This is a genomic window from Bradyrhizobium sp. AZCC 2262 (genome assembly GCF_036924535.1).
Classification (GTDB): Bacteria; Pseudomonadota; Alphaproteobacteria; order Rhizobiales; family Xanthobacteraceae; genus Bradyrhizobium.
On sequence record NZ_JAZHRT010000001.1, the window covers coordinates 8979775 to 8997665 of the forward strand.

The following is a 17891-nucleotide window of genomic DNA, read 5'->3' on the forward strand; positions in this document are numbered from 1 at the left end:
GCTTCGCTTCGCTCGCAATGGCGGCTGAAATCCGGCGGTGTCGCAGTCGCGACTTCAACTCTTGTCCAATTCCGCGAACACTTCGCGCGCGATGCGAAAACTATCGACGCCGGCGGGCACGCCGGCATAGATCGCGACCTGCATGAAGATCTCGCGGATCTCGTCGCGGCTGACGCCGTTGGTCAGCGCGCCCTTGATGTGCGCCTTCAATTCATGCGGCCGGTTCAGGATCGAGATCATGGCGAGGTTGAGCATGCTGCGGGTCTTGTGCGGCAATTCCTCGCGCCCCCACACCGCGCCCCAGCAATATTCGGTGACGAGTTCCTGGAACGGCTTGTTGAAGCTGTCGGAGTTCTTGAGCGCGTTGTTGACATAGGCCTCACCGAGCACCGCTTTGCGAATTTCCAGTCCCTTGTCGTGTGTCTTCTGGTCCATGACGTTCCCTTACGTATTTTTACGGTCCGAAATCGACGTTACGGGGCTAAAGGGCGGCAGTCACGCCTTCGTGTTATGCGTATTTCCGGGTGTGGGTTACCCCCGGGAACAGGTGCCTCATTGCCGCCGCTGTGCTAGGGTGATTTGTCGACAACCCGGAGAGATTGTTGAGCGGCGCTCCCTCTGACCCCACGAAATCTGCGCGCGAGCCGGATGCCGTCGCGCGGCTTCAGCTGACGCAGGCCCTGCAACGGGCTCAGTATGCGATCGCATGGGAGCGTGCCTGGCCGGGCTTCGCCCGGATTTTGAGCGTCGTCGGGTTGTTTCTGGTGGTGTCCTGGGCCGGATTGTGGCTGGCGCTGCCGTTCCTGGCACGCGCGATCGGCATCGGCCTGTTCATCCTGCTAACGCTGGCGGCGTTGTTCCCGCTTGCGCGGTTTCGCTGGCCGACCCGCGAAGAGGCCTTGAGCCGGCTCGACCGCGGCACCGGCATTCGCCATCGCCCGGCGACCGCGCTGACCGATACGCTCCAGAGCCAGGACCCGTTCGCGCAGGCGCTGTGGCGGGAGCAGCGCGAGCGCACGCTGGCCTCGATCAAGCGGATTCGCGCCGGGCTGCCGTCGCCGCGGCTTCCGATCCACGATCCCTGGGCGCTGCGCGCGCTGGTCATCGTGATGCTGGCGGCCGCCTATGTCGCCGCCGGCGACGAGCGCACGCTGCGGGTAGCCGCGGCGTTCGACTGGAACGGCGTGCTGGCGCCGGCCAATGTGCGGGTCGATGCCTGGGTGACCCCGCCGGTCTATACCGGCAAGCCGCCGGTGATTCTGTCTGCCGCCAGGGATGCGGCTTCGCCCGATAGCGCAGCACCGTTGCCGGTACCTTCAGGCAGCACGCTGCTGGTGCGCTCCAGCGGCGGCACCATCGATGTCGTCGTCGGTGGTGGCGTGACCGAGGTCGCGCCGAGCGAGCAGGCGCCGAAGGGCACCAACGAACGCCATTTCAAGATCGCCGGCGACGGCACCGCGCATGTGCGCGCGCCGTCCGGCCAGCCGCTGTGGCGCTTCGTGGCCACGCCCGACCGTGCGCCGACTATTTCACTGGCCAAGGATCCGGAACGCCAGGCCCGCGGCTCGCTGCAGATGTCCTACAAGCTCGAGGACGATTACGGCGTCACCGAAGCGCGCGCGCAATTCGCCGCCCGCAACCCCGATGCGGCCAAGGAAACTAACAAGGAAGCCAGCAAGGACGGCAAGAGCAAGGAGGCCGACAAGACCGAGCCGCGGCCGCTGTTCGAGCCGCCGCAGTTTGCGCTGGTGCTGCCGAATGCGCGTACCCGCAACGGCGTCGGCCAGACGGTGAAGGACCTCAGCGAAGACCCCTATGCCGGCGCCGATGTCACGCTGACGCTCACCGCCAAGGACGAGGCCGGCAATGAGGGCAAGAGCGAGCCCTTCAACATGCGGCTGCCGGAGCGGCTGTTCACGAAGCCGCTGGCCCGCGCGCTGATCGAGCAGCGCCGTATCCTGGCGCTGGACGCCAGCCAGAATGCGCAGGTCTTTACCGCGCTCGATGCGCTGATGATTGCGCCGGAATTGTTCACGCCGGAGGCCGGCCATTATCTCGGCCTCTACAGCGTGTCGCGGCAGTTGGAGGCGGCGCGCACCGACGATGCGCTACGCGAGGTGGTTGCGAGCCTGTGGGCGCTCGCCGTCACCATCGAGGACGGCAACATTTCCGATGTCGACAAGGCGCTGCGCGCGGCGCAGGAGGCGCTCAAGCAGGCGCTGGAACGCGGCGCCACCGACGAGGAGATCAAGAAGCTCACGGACAATCTGCGCGCCGCGCTGGACAATTTCCTGCGCCAGCTCGCCGAGCAATTCCGCAACAATCCGCAGCAACTGGCCCGTCCGCTCGATCCCAACACCAAGATGCTGAGCCAGCAGGATCTCAAGAGCATGCTCGACCGGCTGGAGCGGATGTCGCGGTCCGGCGACAAGGAAGCCGCCAAGCAGTTGCTCGAGCAGCTGCAGCAGATGCTGGAGAACCTGCAGATGGCGCAGCCCGGCCAGGGCGGCGACGACATGGAGCAGGCGCTGAACGAGCTCGGCGACATGATCCGCAAGCAGCAGCAATTGCGCGACAAGACCTACAAGCAGGGCCAGGATTCCAGGCGCGACCGCTCGCGCGGCAAACAGGGCGACCAGAGCATGGGCGACCTGCAGCAGGACCAGCAGGGCCTGCGCGACCGGCTCAAGAAATTGCAGGAAGAACTCGCCAAGCGCGGCATGGGGCCGGGCCAGCGCGGCCAGCAGGGCCAGCAAGGTCAGCGCGGCGAACAGGGGCAAGGCCAGCAGGGTCAAGGCGGCGACCAGGGCGACGGCGAGGACGGGCTCGATCAGGCCGATTCGGCGATGGGCGACGCCACCGGCCGGCTCGGCGAGGGCAATGCCGACGGCGCGGTGGACTCGCAAGGCCGCGCACTGGAAGCGCTGCGCAAGGGCGCCCAGAGCCTGGCCGAAGCCATGCAGCAGGGTGACGGCGACCAGCCGGGCGACGGTCCCGGCAATCCCAGAGGCCGCCAGCAGGGCGCGGCCAACTCGACCGATCCACTGGGACGGCCGATGCGCAACAACGAATTCACCGACGACTATACAGTGAAGATCCCCGGCGAGATCGACGTCCAGCGGGTGCGCCGGATCCTCGAAGAACTGCGCCGCCGTCTCGCCGATCCGTCCCGTCCGCAGATCGAACTCGATTACATCGAGCGGCTGTTGAAGGATTATTGATTTCACTCGATGCGTAGGGTGGGCAAAGGCGCATTTGCGCCGTGCCCACCATTTCTTGCGCTGTCGAGAATGGTGGGCACGCTTCGCTTTGCCCACCCTACGGATTCACAGGGCCGCCTGAAATTACCCCGCTTTCCTCGCCGCCAGCGCGTCCGCCACGGCGGTACGGATATCGTGCACGGAAAACGGTTTCGTCACCACGTCATGCACGATGGCGTTGAGGCCGGAGGCGCGTTCGCGCTGGGCGGCGAAGCCCGTCATCAACAGGATCTTCAGCTTGGGAAAATCGCGCGCCGCCGTCAGCGCCAGTGCGATGCCGTCCATTACGGGCATCTGGATGTCGGTCAACAGCAGGTCGAACGCGCAGTGTTCGCGGGTCAGGATATCGAGCGCTTCGGCGCCGTCCTCGGCGGTGACGGTCTCGTGGCCGTCCATGGCGATGGCGCGCGCCACCAGCGAGCGCATGGAATCCTCGTCATCGGCAATCAGCACGCGTGGCATGAAATCGTCTCTCTCGCCCCAGCGGGGCAGGCGGCCTTCCTTCAGGCGTGGCCGGCCAAATCCCGCTTGTTGAAAAAGCGTACGTCAATATTGCGGCCTTCGGGCGGCGGCGAGGCCAGCCGCGACTTGAAGTAGGCGCGCTCGCCGGGTTTGAGCACCGGCTGCTCGAGCACCGCGTTCCAGGCGTAGATTTCCGTGCCTTGCGCGTCGCGGACGGAAAAGCGCAGCCGCGGCAATTCGACCGGGTTTTTGGTCTGGGCGACGATCATGCCTTCGATGACCAGCACCGGCTTGCCGTCCACGGTTTCGTTGCCGACCTTGATGTCCTTGAACGCCAGCCCGCGCAGGTTCACTTCCAGCCCGACCATCGTGTAGAACGTCGCAGTTTGCGGCAACAGCCGCACGACGTCGGCGCGCCAGATCATCAGCGCCAGGATCAGCGCGCCCATCGCGGCGCAGGCGGTCGGCAGACCGACGGAGGGTATGAAGGGGATGCGGGGCAGGGACGGCAGCCGAAAAAGGCGGGCCAGCCGCTGGCGGTGCGTGGTGATCTCCTCATGGTCCTCCACATCCTGCCGGGCGGCCGACGGCCAGTCGCTGTCGCCGCCTGGTTGCGAACCTTCGCCCTCGGCCGGCCAGCCGGCCGAAATCGAGGGGCTCTCGACAACAGGGGCGTCCTGTCCTTCTTCCTCGCGCGCCAGCGCTTCCCATTCGGCCGCGGCATCGTTCGGCGCCGGCGGGGCCGATTGCCCCGAACCTGGCATGGCCGCGGGCATGGCGGCCGCCATTTCGATCGCGTCTTCGGGCCGCGCCTGCCAGGTTTCCTTGCAGCGCGAGCAGCGGACGGTCCGCCCGCCGGGTCCCAGGGTGGCCGGATTGATGGCGTAAGATGTTGTACAATGAGGGCAAACGATATGCATGGAGCCCATCTCTACCGTGTCTTTGTCCGGATGCTACATAGCGACTGTTAACGAATCGGAAACCATAACGGTCGCAAAACCGTTTTGTCCGGTTGGTTCCCGAACCGGCGGGCCGCAAGCCCAAAGTTCGGGTTCGGGTCCAGGTTCAGGTTCAAGTCCGGGGTTTATGGCCGCGGCCCACGCCGAGCGGAGCTCGGCCACTGTCGATGCCGAGCGCAGCTCGGTCACGATCCACGCCGAGCGCGGCTCGGCCACTGCCTATGCCGAGCGGAGCTCGGCTACTGCCCACGCCGAGCGGAGCTCGGCTACTGCCCATGCCGAGCGCAGCTCGGCCACGGCTCATGTCGAGCGGAGCTGAGCTTGGTTCGGTTCGAAAATGTCGGTTTGCGGTACGGGCTCGGCCCGGAGATTCTGCGCGACCTTACTTTCCTGATTCCGGCGCATTCCTTCCAGTTTCTCACCGGCCCCTCGGGCGCGGGCAAGACCTCGCTGCTGCGGCTGTTGTTTCTGTCAATTCGACCGACCCGTGGCCTCGTCAACCTGTTCGGCCAGGACGTCTCGCTGCTCGGCAAGGATCAGGTGGCGAACATGCGCCAGAAGATCGGCATCGTGCTGCAGGATTTTCGCCTGCTCGACCACATGACGACCTATGAGAACGTGGCGCTGCCGTTCCGCGTGATGGGCCGCGACGAATCCAGCTACCGCCGCGAGGTGATCGACCTCCTGAAATGGGTCGGCCTCGGCGAGCGCATGGATGCGCTGCCGCCGATCCTGTCGGGCGGTGAGAAGCAGCGCGCCGCGATTGCGCGCGCGGTGATCTCGCGGCCGCAACTGCTGCTGGCGGACGAGCCGACCGGCAGCGTCGACCCGACGCTCGGCCGGCGCCTGCTGCGGCTGTTCATCGAACTGAACCGGCTGGGCACCGCCGTCATCATCGCGACCCACGACATCACGCTGATGGACCAGTACGAGGCGCGGCGGATGGTGCTGCATCAGGGACGGCTGCACATCTATGAGTAGGATGAGTGACGAACACGGGCCACTAGTGGACCTCGGGACCGAGCGCCCGCAGGTCCCGGCGCGCGCGCGCAACATGTCGCCGATCGTCCCGCGGGCGTCGATCTCCGGCCGCGCGCTGGTCGCCGTCGTCGCCATCATGACGTTCCTCGCGTCGATCACGACAGGCACCGTGCTGCTGGTCAGCGCATCGGCCGCGGAATGGCAGTCGGAAGTCGCCAGCGAAATCACCATGCAGGTGCGCCCGCAGGCCGGGCGCGATCTCGAACGTGACGTGACGGCGGCGGCGGAAGCGATGCGGACGCAGCCCGGCATCGTCCAGGTCAAGCCGTTCACCAAGGACGAATCGGCCAGGTTGCTGGAGCCATGGCTCGGCAGCGGGCTGTCGATCGAGCAGTTGCCGGTGCCCCGCGTCATCGTCGCGCGCGTGCAGCCCGGCACCACGCTGGACCTCGCGGCATTGCGCGCCAGGGTGACGCAGGTGGCGCCGTCGGCGAGCGTCGACGATCACCGCGCCTGGATCGAGCGCATGCGCTCGATGACCGGGGCGACGGTATTTGCCGGCATCGGCATCCTCGTGCTGGTGATCGCGGCGACGATCATCTCGGTGTCGTTCGCGACCCGCGGCGCGATGGCGGCGAACCGCCCGATCGTCGAGGTGCTGCACTTCGTCGGCGCCGGCGACCGCTATATCGCCAACCATTTCCTGCGGCATTTTCTCAGGCTCGGGCTGGAGGGCGGGGTGATCGGCGGCGGCGCCGCGATGCTGGGTTTCGGCTTCTCCGAATCGATCGCCGCCTGGTTCTCCGGCACCCCCGTCGGCGATCAGTTCGCCGCCCTGCTGGGGACGTTTTCGCTGCCGCCCTCGGGTTATCTGGCGCTCGCGGTACAGGCCGTGGCGATCGCCGCCATTACCGCCTGGGCGTCGCGGCGAACACTGTTCGCCACGCTGGACGACATCGATTGAGCCGGCCAATGGCGTTTTGCAGTGAAGCAAGTCACGTCCTTGACCTGGGACCGGGACTCCACTTCGTCTGAAAACCTTCTAGAATTGCGCGTGGGAAGGACCACATGGGTTTGCAGCACGACGACAGCACGCCGAGGGCACGGGCCGCGCGGCCGCGCGGATGGCTGCGCGCGGCCATCGTCGGGGCCATGGCGATCCTGTTCGTCGGCGCGGCCGTTGGCTTCATCGCCTTTCTCTCGCAATTGCGCGGCGTCGAAATCAAGCCGGCGCGCAACGCCGACGGGATCGTGGTGCTCACCGGCGGCTCGTCGCGGGTGTCGGATGCGATGGAATTGCTGGCCGGCGGCTACGGCAAGCGGCTGTTGATTTCGGGCGTGCATCCGACCAACGCGGTGAGCGATATTTCGCGCTCGCTGCCCGACAACCAGTCGCTGCTGTTGCGCTGCTGCGTCGATCTCGACCGCTCCGCCGTCAACACGCGCAGCAATGCCGCGGAGACGCGGCGCTGGGCCCGCGAGCGCGGCTTCAAATCGCTGATCGTGGTGACGTCGAACTACCACATGCCGCGCGCCATCGTTGAATTGTCGCATGCGATGCCTGATGTCACGCTGATTCCGTTCGTGGTGGTCGGCGACCGATGGCGCGACGAGCCGTGGTGGACCAGCGGTGCGACGCTGCGTCTGTTGCTGTCGGAATACGCGAAATATGTTGCCGCCGAGGTGCGCGTGTGGCTGGCCGGCGCCGGCATCGACCTGGCGCCCGAATTTTCCGATCAGCCCGCGCCGGCGCCGCGCCGGCCGGCGACGGCGCAGGCCAACTAGGCGCGTACAAATCCGCGAATGGTGCGTCCGGCTCCATGCCGTCCGAGAAGGTCAGGTCTAAAGCCGAGGGATCCAGCCTGGACGGCTCAACAGGTATTCGACCATTCGCGGAGGAATGCTTAAAGCTCTGGCTATCTCGAGTTCATCCTTCGGCAGTCCCGCAAGGATCGATGCTTCACACTTGCTTCGGACTTTGGAAAGCCACTCCGGATCGACTACCACGGCGCGTCCTACCGCAACCAGATCGGCTCCCAACCTGGTCGCGCCCTCAGCATCCATGCAGGTCTTGATCCCGCCGCTGGCCATGACCGCGCTGCGGCCGGCTATGACGCGGGCGAATGCCGTGATGGGGCTCTCTGCCGGGGTATCGATCTTCGCGACGGGACCATTGTAAACACGGGTCTCTCCCACCGGCCGGCTGTTGCGATAATCATCGAGCGAAACGGAGATGTAATCGAGATTGAGCTTCGCAAGTTCATTGCAGAGTAGTTTGCTGTCTTCAAGCGTATAACCATCCGACTCGGCCTCGAACGGCGTAACGCGAAACCCTGCGATCAGCTTTGGACCAAGCGCGTCGCGAACGGCCTGCGCGACGGCGAGTGGGAAGTTCATGCGTTTTGAAAGCGTGCCTCCCCACTTATCGACGCGATGATTGGCCCGAGGTGAAAAGAACTGATGAACCGCGTAGTGGTTGGCGCCATGAACCTCGACGCCGTCGAAGCCGGCCTTTCGCGCGAGCGAAGCAGCCTCGCGAAAGCTTGCAATCAGGCTTTCAATCTCATCGGACGTCATCACCCTTGGTGTCTTTGCTCCAGGACGCAACGATGCGACGGCGGAAGGCGCACGCAGAGATTGCTCGCCGATCAACTCGGGCTTTGCGATGCGGCCGCCGTCATAGATCTGGAGAATCGCGAGACCTCCCGCCGCACGCATGGCTTCGGCGAGCCGATTGAGACTGGGCAAGTGCCCATCATGGGCAGCACCTATTCCCTGCCAGGAGCGCCCATCCTGTTCGACGTAAGCGGCGGAAGAAATGGTGGCTCCGAATCCGCTGGCAGCACGCCGCCGGACAAATTCGAGTTCGTTGTCGGGAGCCGTCCCGTCTTCATGGGAAGAATCCGTTGTCAGCGGCGCAATCGCAAACCGATTGGCCATCTCGCGCCCACTGTTGAACCTGAAAGGAGACCAGACGACCATCGATCAAACCTCGGATATTCCTCGAGCCGGGCGGCACCGAATGGATACCCGTTCGCTGCAGACAGATAAAGCGCCTCCGGACGCGCATGCAAGCAACCGGTGAGTGCTGCTTGAGACCGTCTGGTCAAGGCCAGTCGTTCTAGTGGAAAATGCGTCCGGCGTCGATGACGACGGTCTGGCCGGTCATCGTCTCGGTGCGGCACATGGCGACCACCATATCGGCGCAGTCGTCCTTGTCGGCGGCCTTCTTCAGGAGCGAGCTCGATGCGGAACGCTCGATCTGTTCGGACCGGAGATTGGCGGTCGCGCGCGTGCCCTCCAGCAGACCCGGTGCCACGCAGTTGACGAGCGTCTCAGGCGCCAGCGCCACCGCCATGCAACGCGTCAGATGAATGAGCCCCGCCTTCGACACGGCATAGGCGATAGAGGAGCCGGTTGGGCTGAGCCCCGCCACCGAAGCGATGTTGACGATGCGGCCACGCCCCTGTGCCTTCATGATTGGGGCCACCGCCTTGGTCAGGCGCATCGGCCCCGTCAGGTTGACGGCCATGATCTTGTCCCATACCTCCAGCGTCAGATTGTCGAGATCGCCGAACGGGATCGAGACGTTGTAAGCGGCGTCATTGATCAGAACATCAAGGCGGCCGAAGGCCCGGGTTACGTCCGCTACCAGCCGATCCACGGCCGCGTCGTCGGTTATATCACACGCGAAGGCTTGAGCATTGATTTGATAACGCGACGCTAGTTCGCCAGCGACGCTTTCCGCCTGGTCGCGGCTGCGAGCGTACATCACAGCCACATCTGCGCCCTCCTGCGCGAGCGTGTGGCAGATGCGCTGCCCCAACCCGCCATTGCCGCCCGTCACGAGTGCAACCGCGCCCTTCAGGTCCATCGTCTCTCTCCTTTAGTGCGAATGCGCGGTCTCATCGCCGCCACTCCACCCTTTGATACCTTGCCCGCGCCATCCCTGGTTCAACGGTCGCTGTTCTCTGCGGGAAGAACCGGATGATGCGCATCGTGCAGCATCGCCGCCAGCCGGTGCAATTGGGAATCGCGGAAACCTTCCGCCTCGATCGCTTTAACCGTCGCCAGAACATAGTCGCGGTTGACGCCGTGCCGATGCCCACCTTCCTTATCGGAACTTAAAACGCACAGGCAGCGAGATAATGCCGGTGATAAACGTCGACTGGGCGCGGCGCACTTCGCCGGCAAGTTCGACGTGTTCGACCCTCTGCAACAGCTCCAAGAACAGCGCCCGAATTTCCATGCGCGCCAACTGATAGCCCATGCAGAAATGCGGCCCGTGGCCAAAGGCGATGTGAGGATTGGGCGAACGATCGACACGGAACGTGCCGGCGTCGGCAAAGACGGATTCATCGCGATTGGCCGAAGCGAAGAAAAGCGCCAGCGCTTCGCCGGCCCGAATTTGCTGGCCGCCAACCTCGGTGTCCTGCCGCGCGGTGCGCATGAAATGGCGAAGCGGCGTGGTCCAGCGGAACATCTCGTCGATCGCGCAGTCCAACAGTTCTGGCCGCTCACGCAACCGCACGAACTGGTCGGGATAAGTGAGAAGCGCGTGCAGCCCGCCCGCAAGGGCAAGCGCGACGGTGTCGTGCCCTCCGGTCAGCATCAGGTAAAAATAGGAAATCATTTCGTAATGCGGGATTTCCTGTCCGTCGATTTTCGCATTTCCAATCAGGCTTGCCAGATCATGACGCGGGCATGACCGCCGCTCGGCAACCGCAGCTTCAACGTAATCGCGCAGACCGAGCATGGCGAGACGCATCGCCTCGGCCGGCTCCTCGGCCAGCCGGCGCCGCGGATCCTCGGCGCCGACAAATCCGTGCACGAAGCGTATCAGCTCCGCATCATCGGCTTCGGGAAAGCCGAGCATGTGCGCAATCGCTCGCATCGTGTACGGCATCGCAATATTGGTCGCAAAATCGCAGACGCCGGAGCGGTCGGCGATGGCGTCCACCGCGACCTTCGCCCGGTCACGCAGCCATTCTTCCAAGGGCAGGAGCGCAGCCGAGGTGAACGATCGCTGGAGGATGGCGCGATACCGTCCATGGTCCGGGTCATCCATTTCGGTCAGGCCACGCACGACCTGTGGCTTGCCGCTGACCTGTCGCAGGGCGAAGTCCATGGCTTCGCTGGACAGATAGGTTCGTGGTTCCGCCCCGAACTGCTGGCTGCGGAGTTCGACGGACAAAACGTCGGCATGTCGCGTCAGCGCCCAAAAAGGTTTGATCCCGCGAACGTCCACCCAGTGCACCGGAGATAGTTGACGCAAGCGGGCGAAGGCCTTGTTTAGCGCCGCGTCATCGGCATACGCGCTCGGCGAAAGCAGAGTGGCGACTTCAGTTTCGAATTTGGGCGTCTCGCGTCGGCTCGGACGCCTCGAACTCCGGGAAGGCACGCATTCATCCTCAAGGTTCGCGAAAATCAATGTCGGAGAGGCAAATCCTTCGCCAAATTCTGCCGGCAGCGGACTAGCAGCGTAAATTCCCGCATTCCGTAATTTTCGAGCGTCTCGACCGAACAGCCGAGCGCGTTTTCGCAGTAAGGAATCCATCGCTCGGGACTGGTGCGATAGAGTCGGGTCTCGGGTGAATTGTCAGGCGCCTCGGATGCAGCGACCATGTCGCTCATGAAGTTGACACTGAACCCGCGCCGGCTGGTCCGTCGCATGTCCTGGAGCACAGCAGCGATGAAATCTTCCCAGACCGCACGGGAATAACCAACATTGACGTTCATGACGCCGCTGGCAACGGAATAGTCCGCAGGCCGCGGGCTTGCCTTTCCGACGGCAAAGCGGCGGTCCGTCCTTCGGAAGCGCCGGCGCGCCCGGCTGACCATGGCGCGCGAGAGGTCGACGCCGAGATAGTCGACCCTGGAATCGGGATAGCGCAGGTCCAGGAACGCGCATAGCGCACCGTACCCGCAACCGACGTCGTTCAAAGCAAACGGTGCTGCGAAATCACAAATCCTCAGGAGCTGGACAAAACGCAGGCTCTGGGTGGCCTGGCACGACCAATCCACCCCCCGCGGCGTTGCACCATATTTGGCAACCCGCGCGCCGTAATAGGCCTCGACGTCGGAATAGACCCGCTGAACCTCAGCACCGCCAGGCCGAGCACCCATATCGACACGCTCAAGGCCGCTCGTCATTTCTTCTTCGCGGCGCGCCGCTTCCTGGCGATCTCCGCAACCTGCTTGCGGACCTCCCGTCCGGGCGTGGTCGGAATGGACACGATCAGATGCGTCTCGATGGTAAAGACGACAGGCCGGCCTTTTGCCACGGTCACCCTGGGATCTTCGGCCGCCGAGTGGCACTTGATCGAGATCGGAATGGGCTTTTCAGCCGCAAGACCGTCCTTGAAGGCCTTTATCACGCGGTCGTGTCCGTTGATTTTGGGCAAATCGGAGGGATACTTCTTGAGATGATCGAGGAATTTGTACCAGCGTCTCCGCTCCGACCAGTCTGTCGGCACGATGCCCAGGAGAGCGAAGGCCTGCTGAAGGGAGCGCTTGCTGGAAAAGACCTCGAACTCGTTTTGCAGTTCAATCATCTCCGGCAATGAATCTGCATCAAATCGCTTGTTCAACTGAACGAGAATCTCCAGGGTCGTGCTGTCTTTGATCATTGCTCCCACAATACTTCCTCCCAAATAAGAAAAACGTCATTAAACCCAAGGTCATTAAACCCGAGGCCATTGTGTCACATCATTAGCGTGGTTCAAGCTGCAAGCGAAGTTTTTCCAACTGCGGCGCGAAGAAAGCTGCCCCCGACGCGTTCAACAGCTCATCGGCGCGGAGAATGATCTGATCGATCTCGTCAGCGTTCCGGACATCGCCGGCGGCCGCCAGGATCAATCCGCGCACCACGGTCGCATGCAGTTCGGCAAGCCGGTCAGTTCGCCGCCGCGAGACTGCAATAGCCTCATCGCAAGCTTCCAACCCGACATCGAGATCGCCGGCGCGATAGAGCACGTCAGCAAAATCGGCAAGCATGCGGCCTTCGAATTCGAGACCCGCGCGGGCATGGCGAGCGAATGCGATCGCCTCTCTGAGCTCGCTGGCGGCCTCGTTAAGTTCGCCCGCGGTTGCATGTGCAAGTGCATCACAGACCATTGCCGCAACTCGCAAATACGGCATGCCGGAAAGCTCCGCCAATTCCGCGACCTTGGCCGCATGCGCCCGCGCCATTTCGGGCTTGCCCAATCCCCAAGCCATCTCGACCGAGGCAAAATGGGGAATGAACTGCACGACCGCGGCCACGCGCTCGGGGGTCGCCTGCATCAGCTGCTTGAGCCGTTGCTCGGCTTCACGAAATCGACCGAGCCGGACCAGGATCCTGGCCTTGAGGCATTTGACCCAGTGCTCGACATCGAACCCCAGGATCTGATTGGGATTGAGGCCCAGCGTTACGTTCTTGTCGAAGCCGCCCTGTTCGGCGATGGCGGCAAGCGTGACGTCCGCGGCATTATGGGCTTCCAGCAGGCGGCCGGACATGAAGAAAGCCTGGCTGAGCATGGCGTTCACGGTTGCGAAGCGGGCGACATCCCCTTCCTGAGAGGTCAACTCGACGGCGTCCTGCGCCAGCTTGACGTAGTCGTCGGTCGCCGCGGTCGACGCCAGAACCCGACCATATGCACCGATCAGGATCGGTTCGTGCATCTTGTCGGAAGCCCGTGCGAAGCTGATGGCCTCTTCCGCGTACGGCTTCACTTCGTCGGCCGACATGCCCTCGCGCCAGGCGAAGCTCAGAATTTGGCCGCTGGCAAGGGCGCGGAGACTGTCGACATGCTCTGATCGCGGCAAATCCTGCAGCAGCCCACGTACTTTCTTCCAGCTCTGCAATGCTTCCGCAGAGTTGGTCCGGCCGATCCACTGCGCCGCCCGCCGCAAATGGGTGGCGGCCTCCAGCGTCTGGCCGGCTGACTCGTAGTGATAGGAAAGAAGGCCGGCAAATTCGTCGAGCTTTCCCCAATCAAAGGCTTCGATGGTTTTGGCGACCGAAGCGTGCAGCGCGATCAGGCGCGATCGCAGTTGCGTCGCATAGGCCACCTCCTGGATCAGCGGATGGCGAAACGCCAGCAATTCCTGCTCGTAGGGCGGCAAATCGTACAGCAGTTCCGCCTGCCTGAGCTGCGAGATCGCTTCCAACAGCTCGTGGTTGGGCAAGGCTGCGACCGGCCTCAAGATCGACATCGCAACCAGCCGCCCGATCACGGCGGCGGTCTCCAGCACCTGCTTGGCCATTTCCTCGAGGTGGTCGATGCGCGCGGCGACGACGGCCTGGACGGTCGCCGGCAGCGGTATGGTGTCGACGCCGTGCTTCAGCCGGTATGCGCCCCTTTCGCCGTCGAAATCGCCGCGCTCCGCGATTGCGGTGGCGAGTTCTTCGATAAAGAACGGGTTGCCTTGCGCACGCTCGATGACATTGCGGGTAAGCGGGGCGAGCGACGGATCCTCGCCGAAATGCTCCCGCAACAACCGATCCGCATCCGCCCATTCGAGCGGCGGCATCACGATCTGACGAAAGTGCGCGTGCTTCATGAAGGCAGCCGCGAAGCCCGGCCTGAAATTGACGATGAGCAATGTGGCAGTGCGGACGACGGCATCCGCCAGTGTCTCGATGAACTCCTCGCTCGCCGCGTCAATCCAGTGGAGATCCTCTATTAGGACCACGGCCGGCGTTTCATCGGACCGCACGTGCACGAGCGTTCGGACCAGATCGAGCAACTGCAGCTTCAGCGCACGCGGGTCGAGCTTCGGCGGCGGACGCTGCGGGTCCGAAAGACCGAGAAATTCCAGCAAGAGCAAAAGCTGCTGCTCGGAAGAGGCGATTGGGGCGAAGCGCTCGATCACCCGGCGGCGCGATTTTTCGACGGAATCCCTGGGCCGGATACCGAAAATGTCGCGCAACAGTTCGAGCACCGGCTGAAACGGCGTCGCCCGGCCATGGGCCAGCACGCGAGCCTCATACACGCGGATGCCTTGCCGCCTGCAATTCTCGGCGAATTCGAAGCAGAGCCTGCTCTTGCCGATGCCGGCGTCGCCGACCACGCCGACCACACGCCCGTCGCCCTTGATTGCGTGGGCGAGCTCGCTCTCGAGCGCTGCCACCTGTTCGCTGCGCCCGATCAGCGAAGTCAGCCGCTTGCCGCTGCGGAAGACATCGCTCGCCGGTGCGTTGAGCAGCCCCGTCAGCTTGAAAACCTCGATCGGGGCGGCGATCCCGCGAACGGCCTGCATGCCAAGCGGCGCGACCTCCACGAACTGCTTGGCACTGACATAGGTATCGCGGCTGATGAGGGTGCAGCCCTCCTCGGACATCTGCTCCAGTCGATTGGCGATATGGACGTTTGCTCCGGCCGCGTCATACGTCTGGTAGATGCTGTTTTCGATGGTCTGGACGACGACCTCACCGGTATGCAGGCCGACCCTGATCTGCAGGCTCGGGTCGGCAAGGCGCCCGATCGAATCCTGCATCGCCAAGGCAGCCAGACAGCCGCGAACGGCATGGTCCTCATGCGGCCGCGGTGCGCCGAACAGCGCCATGACACCGTCGCCCTGGATCTTGTTGACGATGCCGTCGTAGCGATGAACGGCCTCCTTCATGAGGTTGAGTACCGGCTCCAGCCGGCGCATCGCGAGTTCGGGATCACCGAGGCTGTCTATCAGCCGGGTCGAATTCCGAATGTCGGCGAACAGCACCGTCAGGCGCTTGCGCTCGCCGCCCTTGCTACTGAGGGACCGAAGCAGACGTTGTGAGGGACCCCCGCCCACCGCCCTTTGCGTCAGCGCCGTACCACATTGGCCGCAAAACCGGCTGGCGGAGCCATTAATATGGTTGCACGCGTCGCATTTAATCCCAAAAGGCGCACCACAGTTCTCGCAATAGTCGTTGTCAGTCCTGTTCAGGCTACCGCATCGAACGCATTGCATCGCCGGCCCTTTCAACGGCGCCGCTGCCAGACGCCAGATGACCATACATAGGCGGGTTGCCAAATCCCCGTCAAACGCCGGCACCGTTGCGATAGATTAAGGCAATTTTTCCCGCAAAACCGACGGGTCGAATGGAGGCGCCGAGCCCGTATTGCGCGGGGAAGAATTTTAATGCGCTCAGCGACCAGATCGGTGACGACGCGTGACACCAGCAGCTCGTCCCGACCCGATTACGCCACCACGCACGCCGTCGCATGCACGGAGACGCCGCCGATTACCCCGGCTCAACGGTCGCTGTTCTCTGCGGGAAGCGGCGGATGGTGCTGGTCGTGCAGCATCGCCGCCAACCGGTGCAATTGGGAATCGCGGAAACCTTCCGCCTCGATCGCTTTCACGGTGGCCAGAACATAGTCGCGGTTGACGCCGGACTGGCCGTGCCCTTGCAGCACGTGGCGCAACTGCTCCGCCGGCGACAGCCGTCCGGCATACTGCACGTGGCCGCGATCGACCACATAGACGAGTGCGCTGACGCGTTGCCGCGCCTCGTTCTCCAGCCACACCGATCGTTTCACCTCGCGGTAAACCGAGGTGACCTGCTCGCGCTCGCGCAAATAGGCAATGGTGGCGGCGCTGTTCTTCTCCGCGACCCGGAACGCGACGCCACGGCAGGCGCCGCCGCGGTCGAGCCCGAGCACGAGGCCGGGTTTTTCCGGCGTGCCGCGATGGACGAAGGAATAGACGCAGAGCGCGCGATGTTCGCCGATCAGCCGCGCCGGGACCCGTTCGATGAATTCGAAGCCCGGGCGCCACATCAGGGAGCCGTAGCCGAACACCCAGAGGTCGCCTGTCGAGAATTCCGTATCGTTCAGCGTAATCGCAGACATGCCCTCGCACCGCTACCAGAACGGAACGACAAAGCGAAGTGAAATCAATGCCTTTTGTTGTGATCGGCGGATGCTTACATTTGACAAAATCGCTAGCCAAAGGACGCCGCATGCCTGACATGACCCCCGCGCCGCGCCGGCGCCCGCTGTGGCGCCTTTTCATCATGCCCGCACTGCTCGTCGTCGCCGCCGCGGCGTGGAGCGCGTTCTGGTTCTATGCCGCGTCCGAAGTCGGCGTCCGTGCCGACGCGTGGGCGGCGCAGGAGGCCAAATCCGGCCGGGTCTATGTGTGCGGCAAGCGTTCGGTGGCCGGTTTCCCATTCCGCTTCGAAGTCAGCTGCGAGGACGCCAGCGTTGCGCTGGTCTCGCAGACGGCGGACGCGAAGGCGCTGTTCACCGCGCGGCTCGGCGAAATCATGGTGATCGCGCAGATCTACCAGCCGAAATTGCTGATCGCCGAATTCAAGGCGCCGGCCACGCTGGCCGATCGCGGCCAGCCGCCGTCGCTGAAGGTGAACTGGACCATCGGCCAGAGCAGCGTAAGCGGCCTGCCCGATATTCCCCAACGCGCTTCCATCGTGTTCGACAATCCCTCGATCGACCGTATCAACGGACCGGTGCAGACGCCGCTCGCGCGCGCCGGCCGTGTCGAACTGCACGGCCGCCTCGCCGAAGGCTCGGCGAAGGATCATCCCGTGATCGAAACCGTGTTGCGGATATCCGGCGGCAACGTGCAGGAGGTGCACCCGCTGCTCGCTCAGCCGTTCGACGCCGACATCGATACCAAGCTGACCGGCCTGGAGGATTTTTCGCCAAAACCGTGGCCCGAACGGTTCAGGGAGTTGCAGGCGGCCGGCGGCCATGTCGAGATCGTGCGGTCGCGGATTCAACAGGGCGACCTGGTCTCGGTGGCCGCGGGCACGTTGACCCTCAACGCCCAGGGGCGGATCGACGGCGAATTGCAGATGACGGTGGCGGGGATCGAGAAAGTAATTCCGGCGCTCGGAATCGAAAAGATGCTGGAGGAGGGCGTGCCGCAGGCAACGCTCGATCGCGTAGCCCCAGGCGTCAAGACGCAGGACCTCAACAATCTGTTCGGCGCGCTCGACCGGGCGATCCCGGGGCTGGGCAAGGTCGTTAAGCAGAACGCCAATACCGGCGTCGCCGCGGGCATCAATGCGCTCGGCAAGGAGGCGGAGCTGGAAGGCAAGAAGGCCCGCGCCTTCCCGCTGCGCTTCGTCGACGGCGCGGTGTTTCTCGGACCCCTGAAAGTAGGGCAGGTGCCGCCGCTATTCTAGAACGTCAGCCCAATTCAGAGTGTCCGATGGATGCTCGCTTTGGTTTGCATTCCGGACTCACGTCGACCAGCGACCAGCCGAATTGCAGCGCCTGGCCGGAACGTTTTCGAG

At 64.0% G+C, this 17891-nt stretch carries 16 protein-coding genes and 1 pseudogene; 6 read left to right on the plus strand and 11 right to left on the minus strand.

The annotated features are described in order from the left end of the window. Positions 1–54: 54 nt before the first annotated feature. Positions 55–435, minus strand: coding sequence for a carboxymuconolactone decarboxylase family protein (locus V1283_RS42190; protein WP_334392485.1), 381 nt, complete (start codon positions 433–435; stop codon positions 55–57). Positions 436–602: 167 nt separating this feature from the next. On the opposite strand from V1283_RS42190, the gene V1283_RS42195 reads away from it, so the two are divergent. Then, positions 603–3221 carry a TIGR02302 family protein gene (locus V1283_RS42195; RefSeq protein WP_334392486.1) on the plus strand — a complete coding sequence of 873 codons (2619 nt, stop codon included), beginning with the start codon at positions 603–605 and terminating at the stop codon, positions 3219–3221. Between the two features lie 123 nt (positions 3222–3344). Here V1283_RS42195 and V1283_RS42200 read toward each other — a convergent pair whose 3' ends face one another. Further along, positions 3345–3722, minus strand: a complete 378-nt coding sequence (locus V1283_RS42200; protein ID WP_334392487.1) for a response regulator — start codon at positions 3720–3722, stop codon at positions 3345–3347. 41 nt (positions 3723–3763) lie between these two features. Then, positions 3764–4642: an MJ0042-type zinc finger domain-containing protein gene (locus tag V1283_RS42205; protein WP_334392488.1), complete on the minus strand. Its 879-nt coding sequence runs from the start codon at positions 4640–4642 to the stop codon at positions 3764–3766. 360 nt (positions 4643–5002) lie between these two features. Between V1283_RS42205 and ftsE the strand changes: the two genes are divergently transcribed. From ftsE to V1283_RS42220, 3 genes are all read left to right on the plus strand, one after another. Then, entirely contained in the window at positions 5003–5662 is a 660-nt protein-coding gene (gene ftsE / locus V1283_RS42210) for a cell division ATP-binding protein FtsE (RefSeq protein ID WP_334392489.1), read from the plus strand. Continuing rightward, positions 5655–6626 carry a cell division protein FtsX gene (locus tag V1283_RS42215; protein ID WP_334392490.1) on the plus strand — a complete coding sequence of 324 codons (972 nt, stop codon included), beginning with the start codon at positions 5655–5657 and terminating at the stop codon, positions 6624–6626. The genes ftsE and V1283_RS42215 overlap by 8 nt, the downstream gene beginning before the upstream one ends. Before the next feature lie 104 nt (positions 6627–6730). After that, positions 6731–7447, plus strand: coding sequence for a YdcF family protein (locus V1283_RS42220; RefSeq protein ID WP_334392491.1), 717 nt, complete (start codon positions 6731–6733; stop codon positions 7445–7447). 57 nt (positions 7448–7504) lie between these two features. Here the strand turns inward: V1283_RS42220 and V1283_RS42225 are convergent, their stop codons facing one another. The 4 genes and pseudogenes from V1283_RS42225 to V1283_RS42240 all read right to left on the minus strand — a co-directional run bounded on the left by V1283_RS42225 (position 7505) and on the right by V1283_RS42240 (position 10418). Further along, positions 7505–8644, minus strand: coding sequence for an oxidoreductase (locus tag V1283_RS42225; protein WP_334392492.1), 1140 nt, complete (start codon positions 8642–8644; stop codon positions 7505–7507). Positions 8645–8783: 139 nt separating this feature from the next. Continuing rightward, positions 8784–9536: an SDR family NAD(P)-dependent oxidoreductase gene (locus tag V1283_RS42230; protein ID WP_334392493.1), complete on the minus strand. Its 753-nt coding sequence runs from the start codon at positions 9534–9536 to the stop codon at positions 8784–8786. Between the two features lie 80 nt (positions 9537–9616). Next, a pseudogene (locus V1283_RS42235) lies at positions 9617–9775 on the minus strand (gamma-glutamylcyclotransferase); the annotation flags it as partial. A gap of 1 nt (position 9776) precedes the next feature. Beyond that, on the minus strand, positions 9777–10418 hold the full coding sequence (locus tag V1283_RS42240; protein ID WP_334393379.1) for a cytochrome P450: 642 nt from the start codon (positions 10416–10418) through the stop codon (positions 9777–9779). A 69-nt stretch (positions 10419–10487) separates the two neighbouring features. On the opposite strand from V1283_RS42240, the gene V1283_RS42245 reads away from it, so the two are divergent. After that, entirely contained in the window at positions 10488–10928 is a 441-nt protein-coding gene (locus tag V1283_RS42245) for a hypothetical protein (RefSeq protein WP_334393419.1), read from the plus strand. A 161-nt stretch (positions 10929–11089) separates the two neighbouring features. On the opposite strand, the gene V1283_RS42250 is transcribed toward V1283_RS42245, so the two are convergent. The 4 genes from V1283_RS42250 to V1283_RS42265 all read right to left on the minus strand — a co-directional run bounded on the left by V1283_RS42250 (position 11090) and on the right by V1283_RS42265 (position 16482). Then, entirely contained in the window at positions 11090–11815 is a 726-nt protein-coding gene (locus V1283_RS42250; protein ID WP_334392494.1) for a class I SAM-dependent methyltransferase, read from the minus strand. Further along, on the minus strand, positions 11812–12291 hold the full coding sequence (locus V1283_RS42255) for a hypothetical protein (RefSeq protein WP_334392495.1): 480 nt from the start codon (positions 12289–12291) through the stop codon (positions 11812–11814). Before V1283_RS42255 ends, V1283_RS42250 begins: the two co-directional genes overlap by 4 nt. Before the next feature lie 82 nt (positions 12292–12373). Beyond that, a complete protein-coding gene (locus tag V1283_RS42260; protein ID WP_334392496.1) occupies positions 12374–15643 on the minus strand; it encodes an AAA family ATPase in 3270 nt (1089 codons plus the stop codon). A 239-nt stretch (positions 15644–15882) separates the two neighbouring features. Continuing rightward, positions 15883–16482, minus strand: a complete 600-nt coding sequence (locus tag V1283_RS42265) for a gamma-glutamylcyclotransferase (protein ID WP_334392497.1) — start codon at positions 16480–16482, stop codon at positions 15883–15885. Positions 16483–16592: 110 nt separating this feature from the next. On the opposite strand from V1283_RS42265, the gene V1283_RS42270 reads away from it, so the two are divergent. After that, positions 16593–17780: a DUF2125 domain-containing protein gene (locus tag V1283_RS42270; RefSeq protein ID WP_334392498.1), complete on the plus strand. Its 1188-nt coding sequence runs from the start codon at positions 16593–16595 to the stop codon at positions 17778–17780. Positions 17781–17891: the final 111 nt, after the last annotated feature.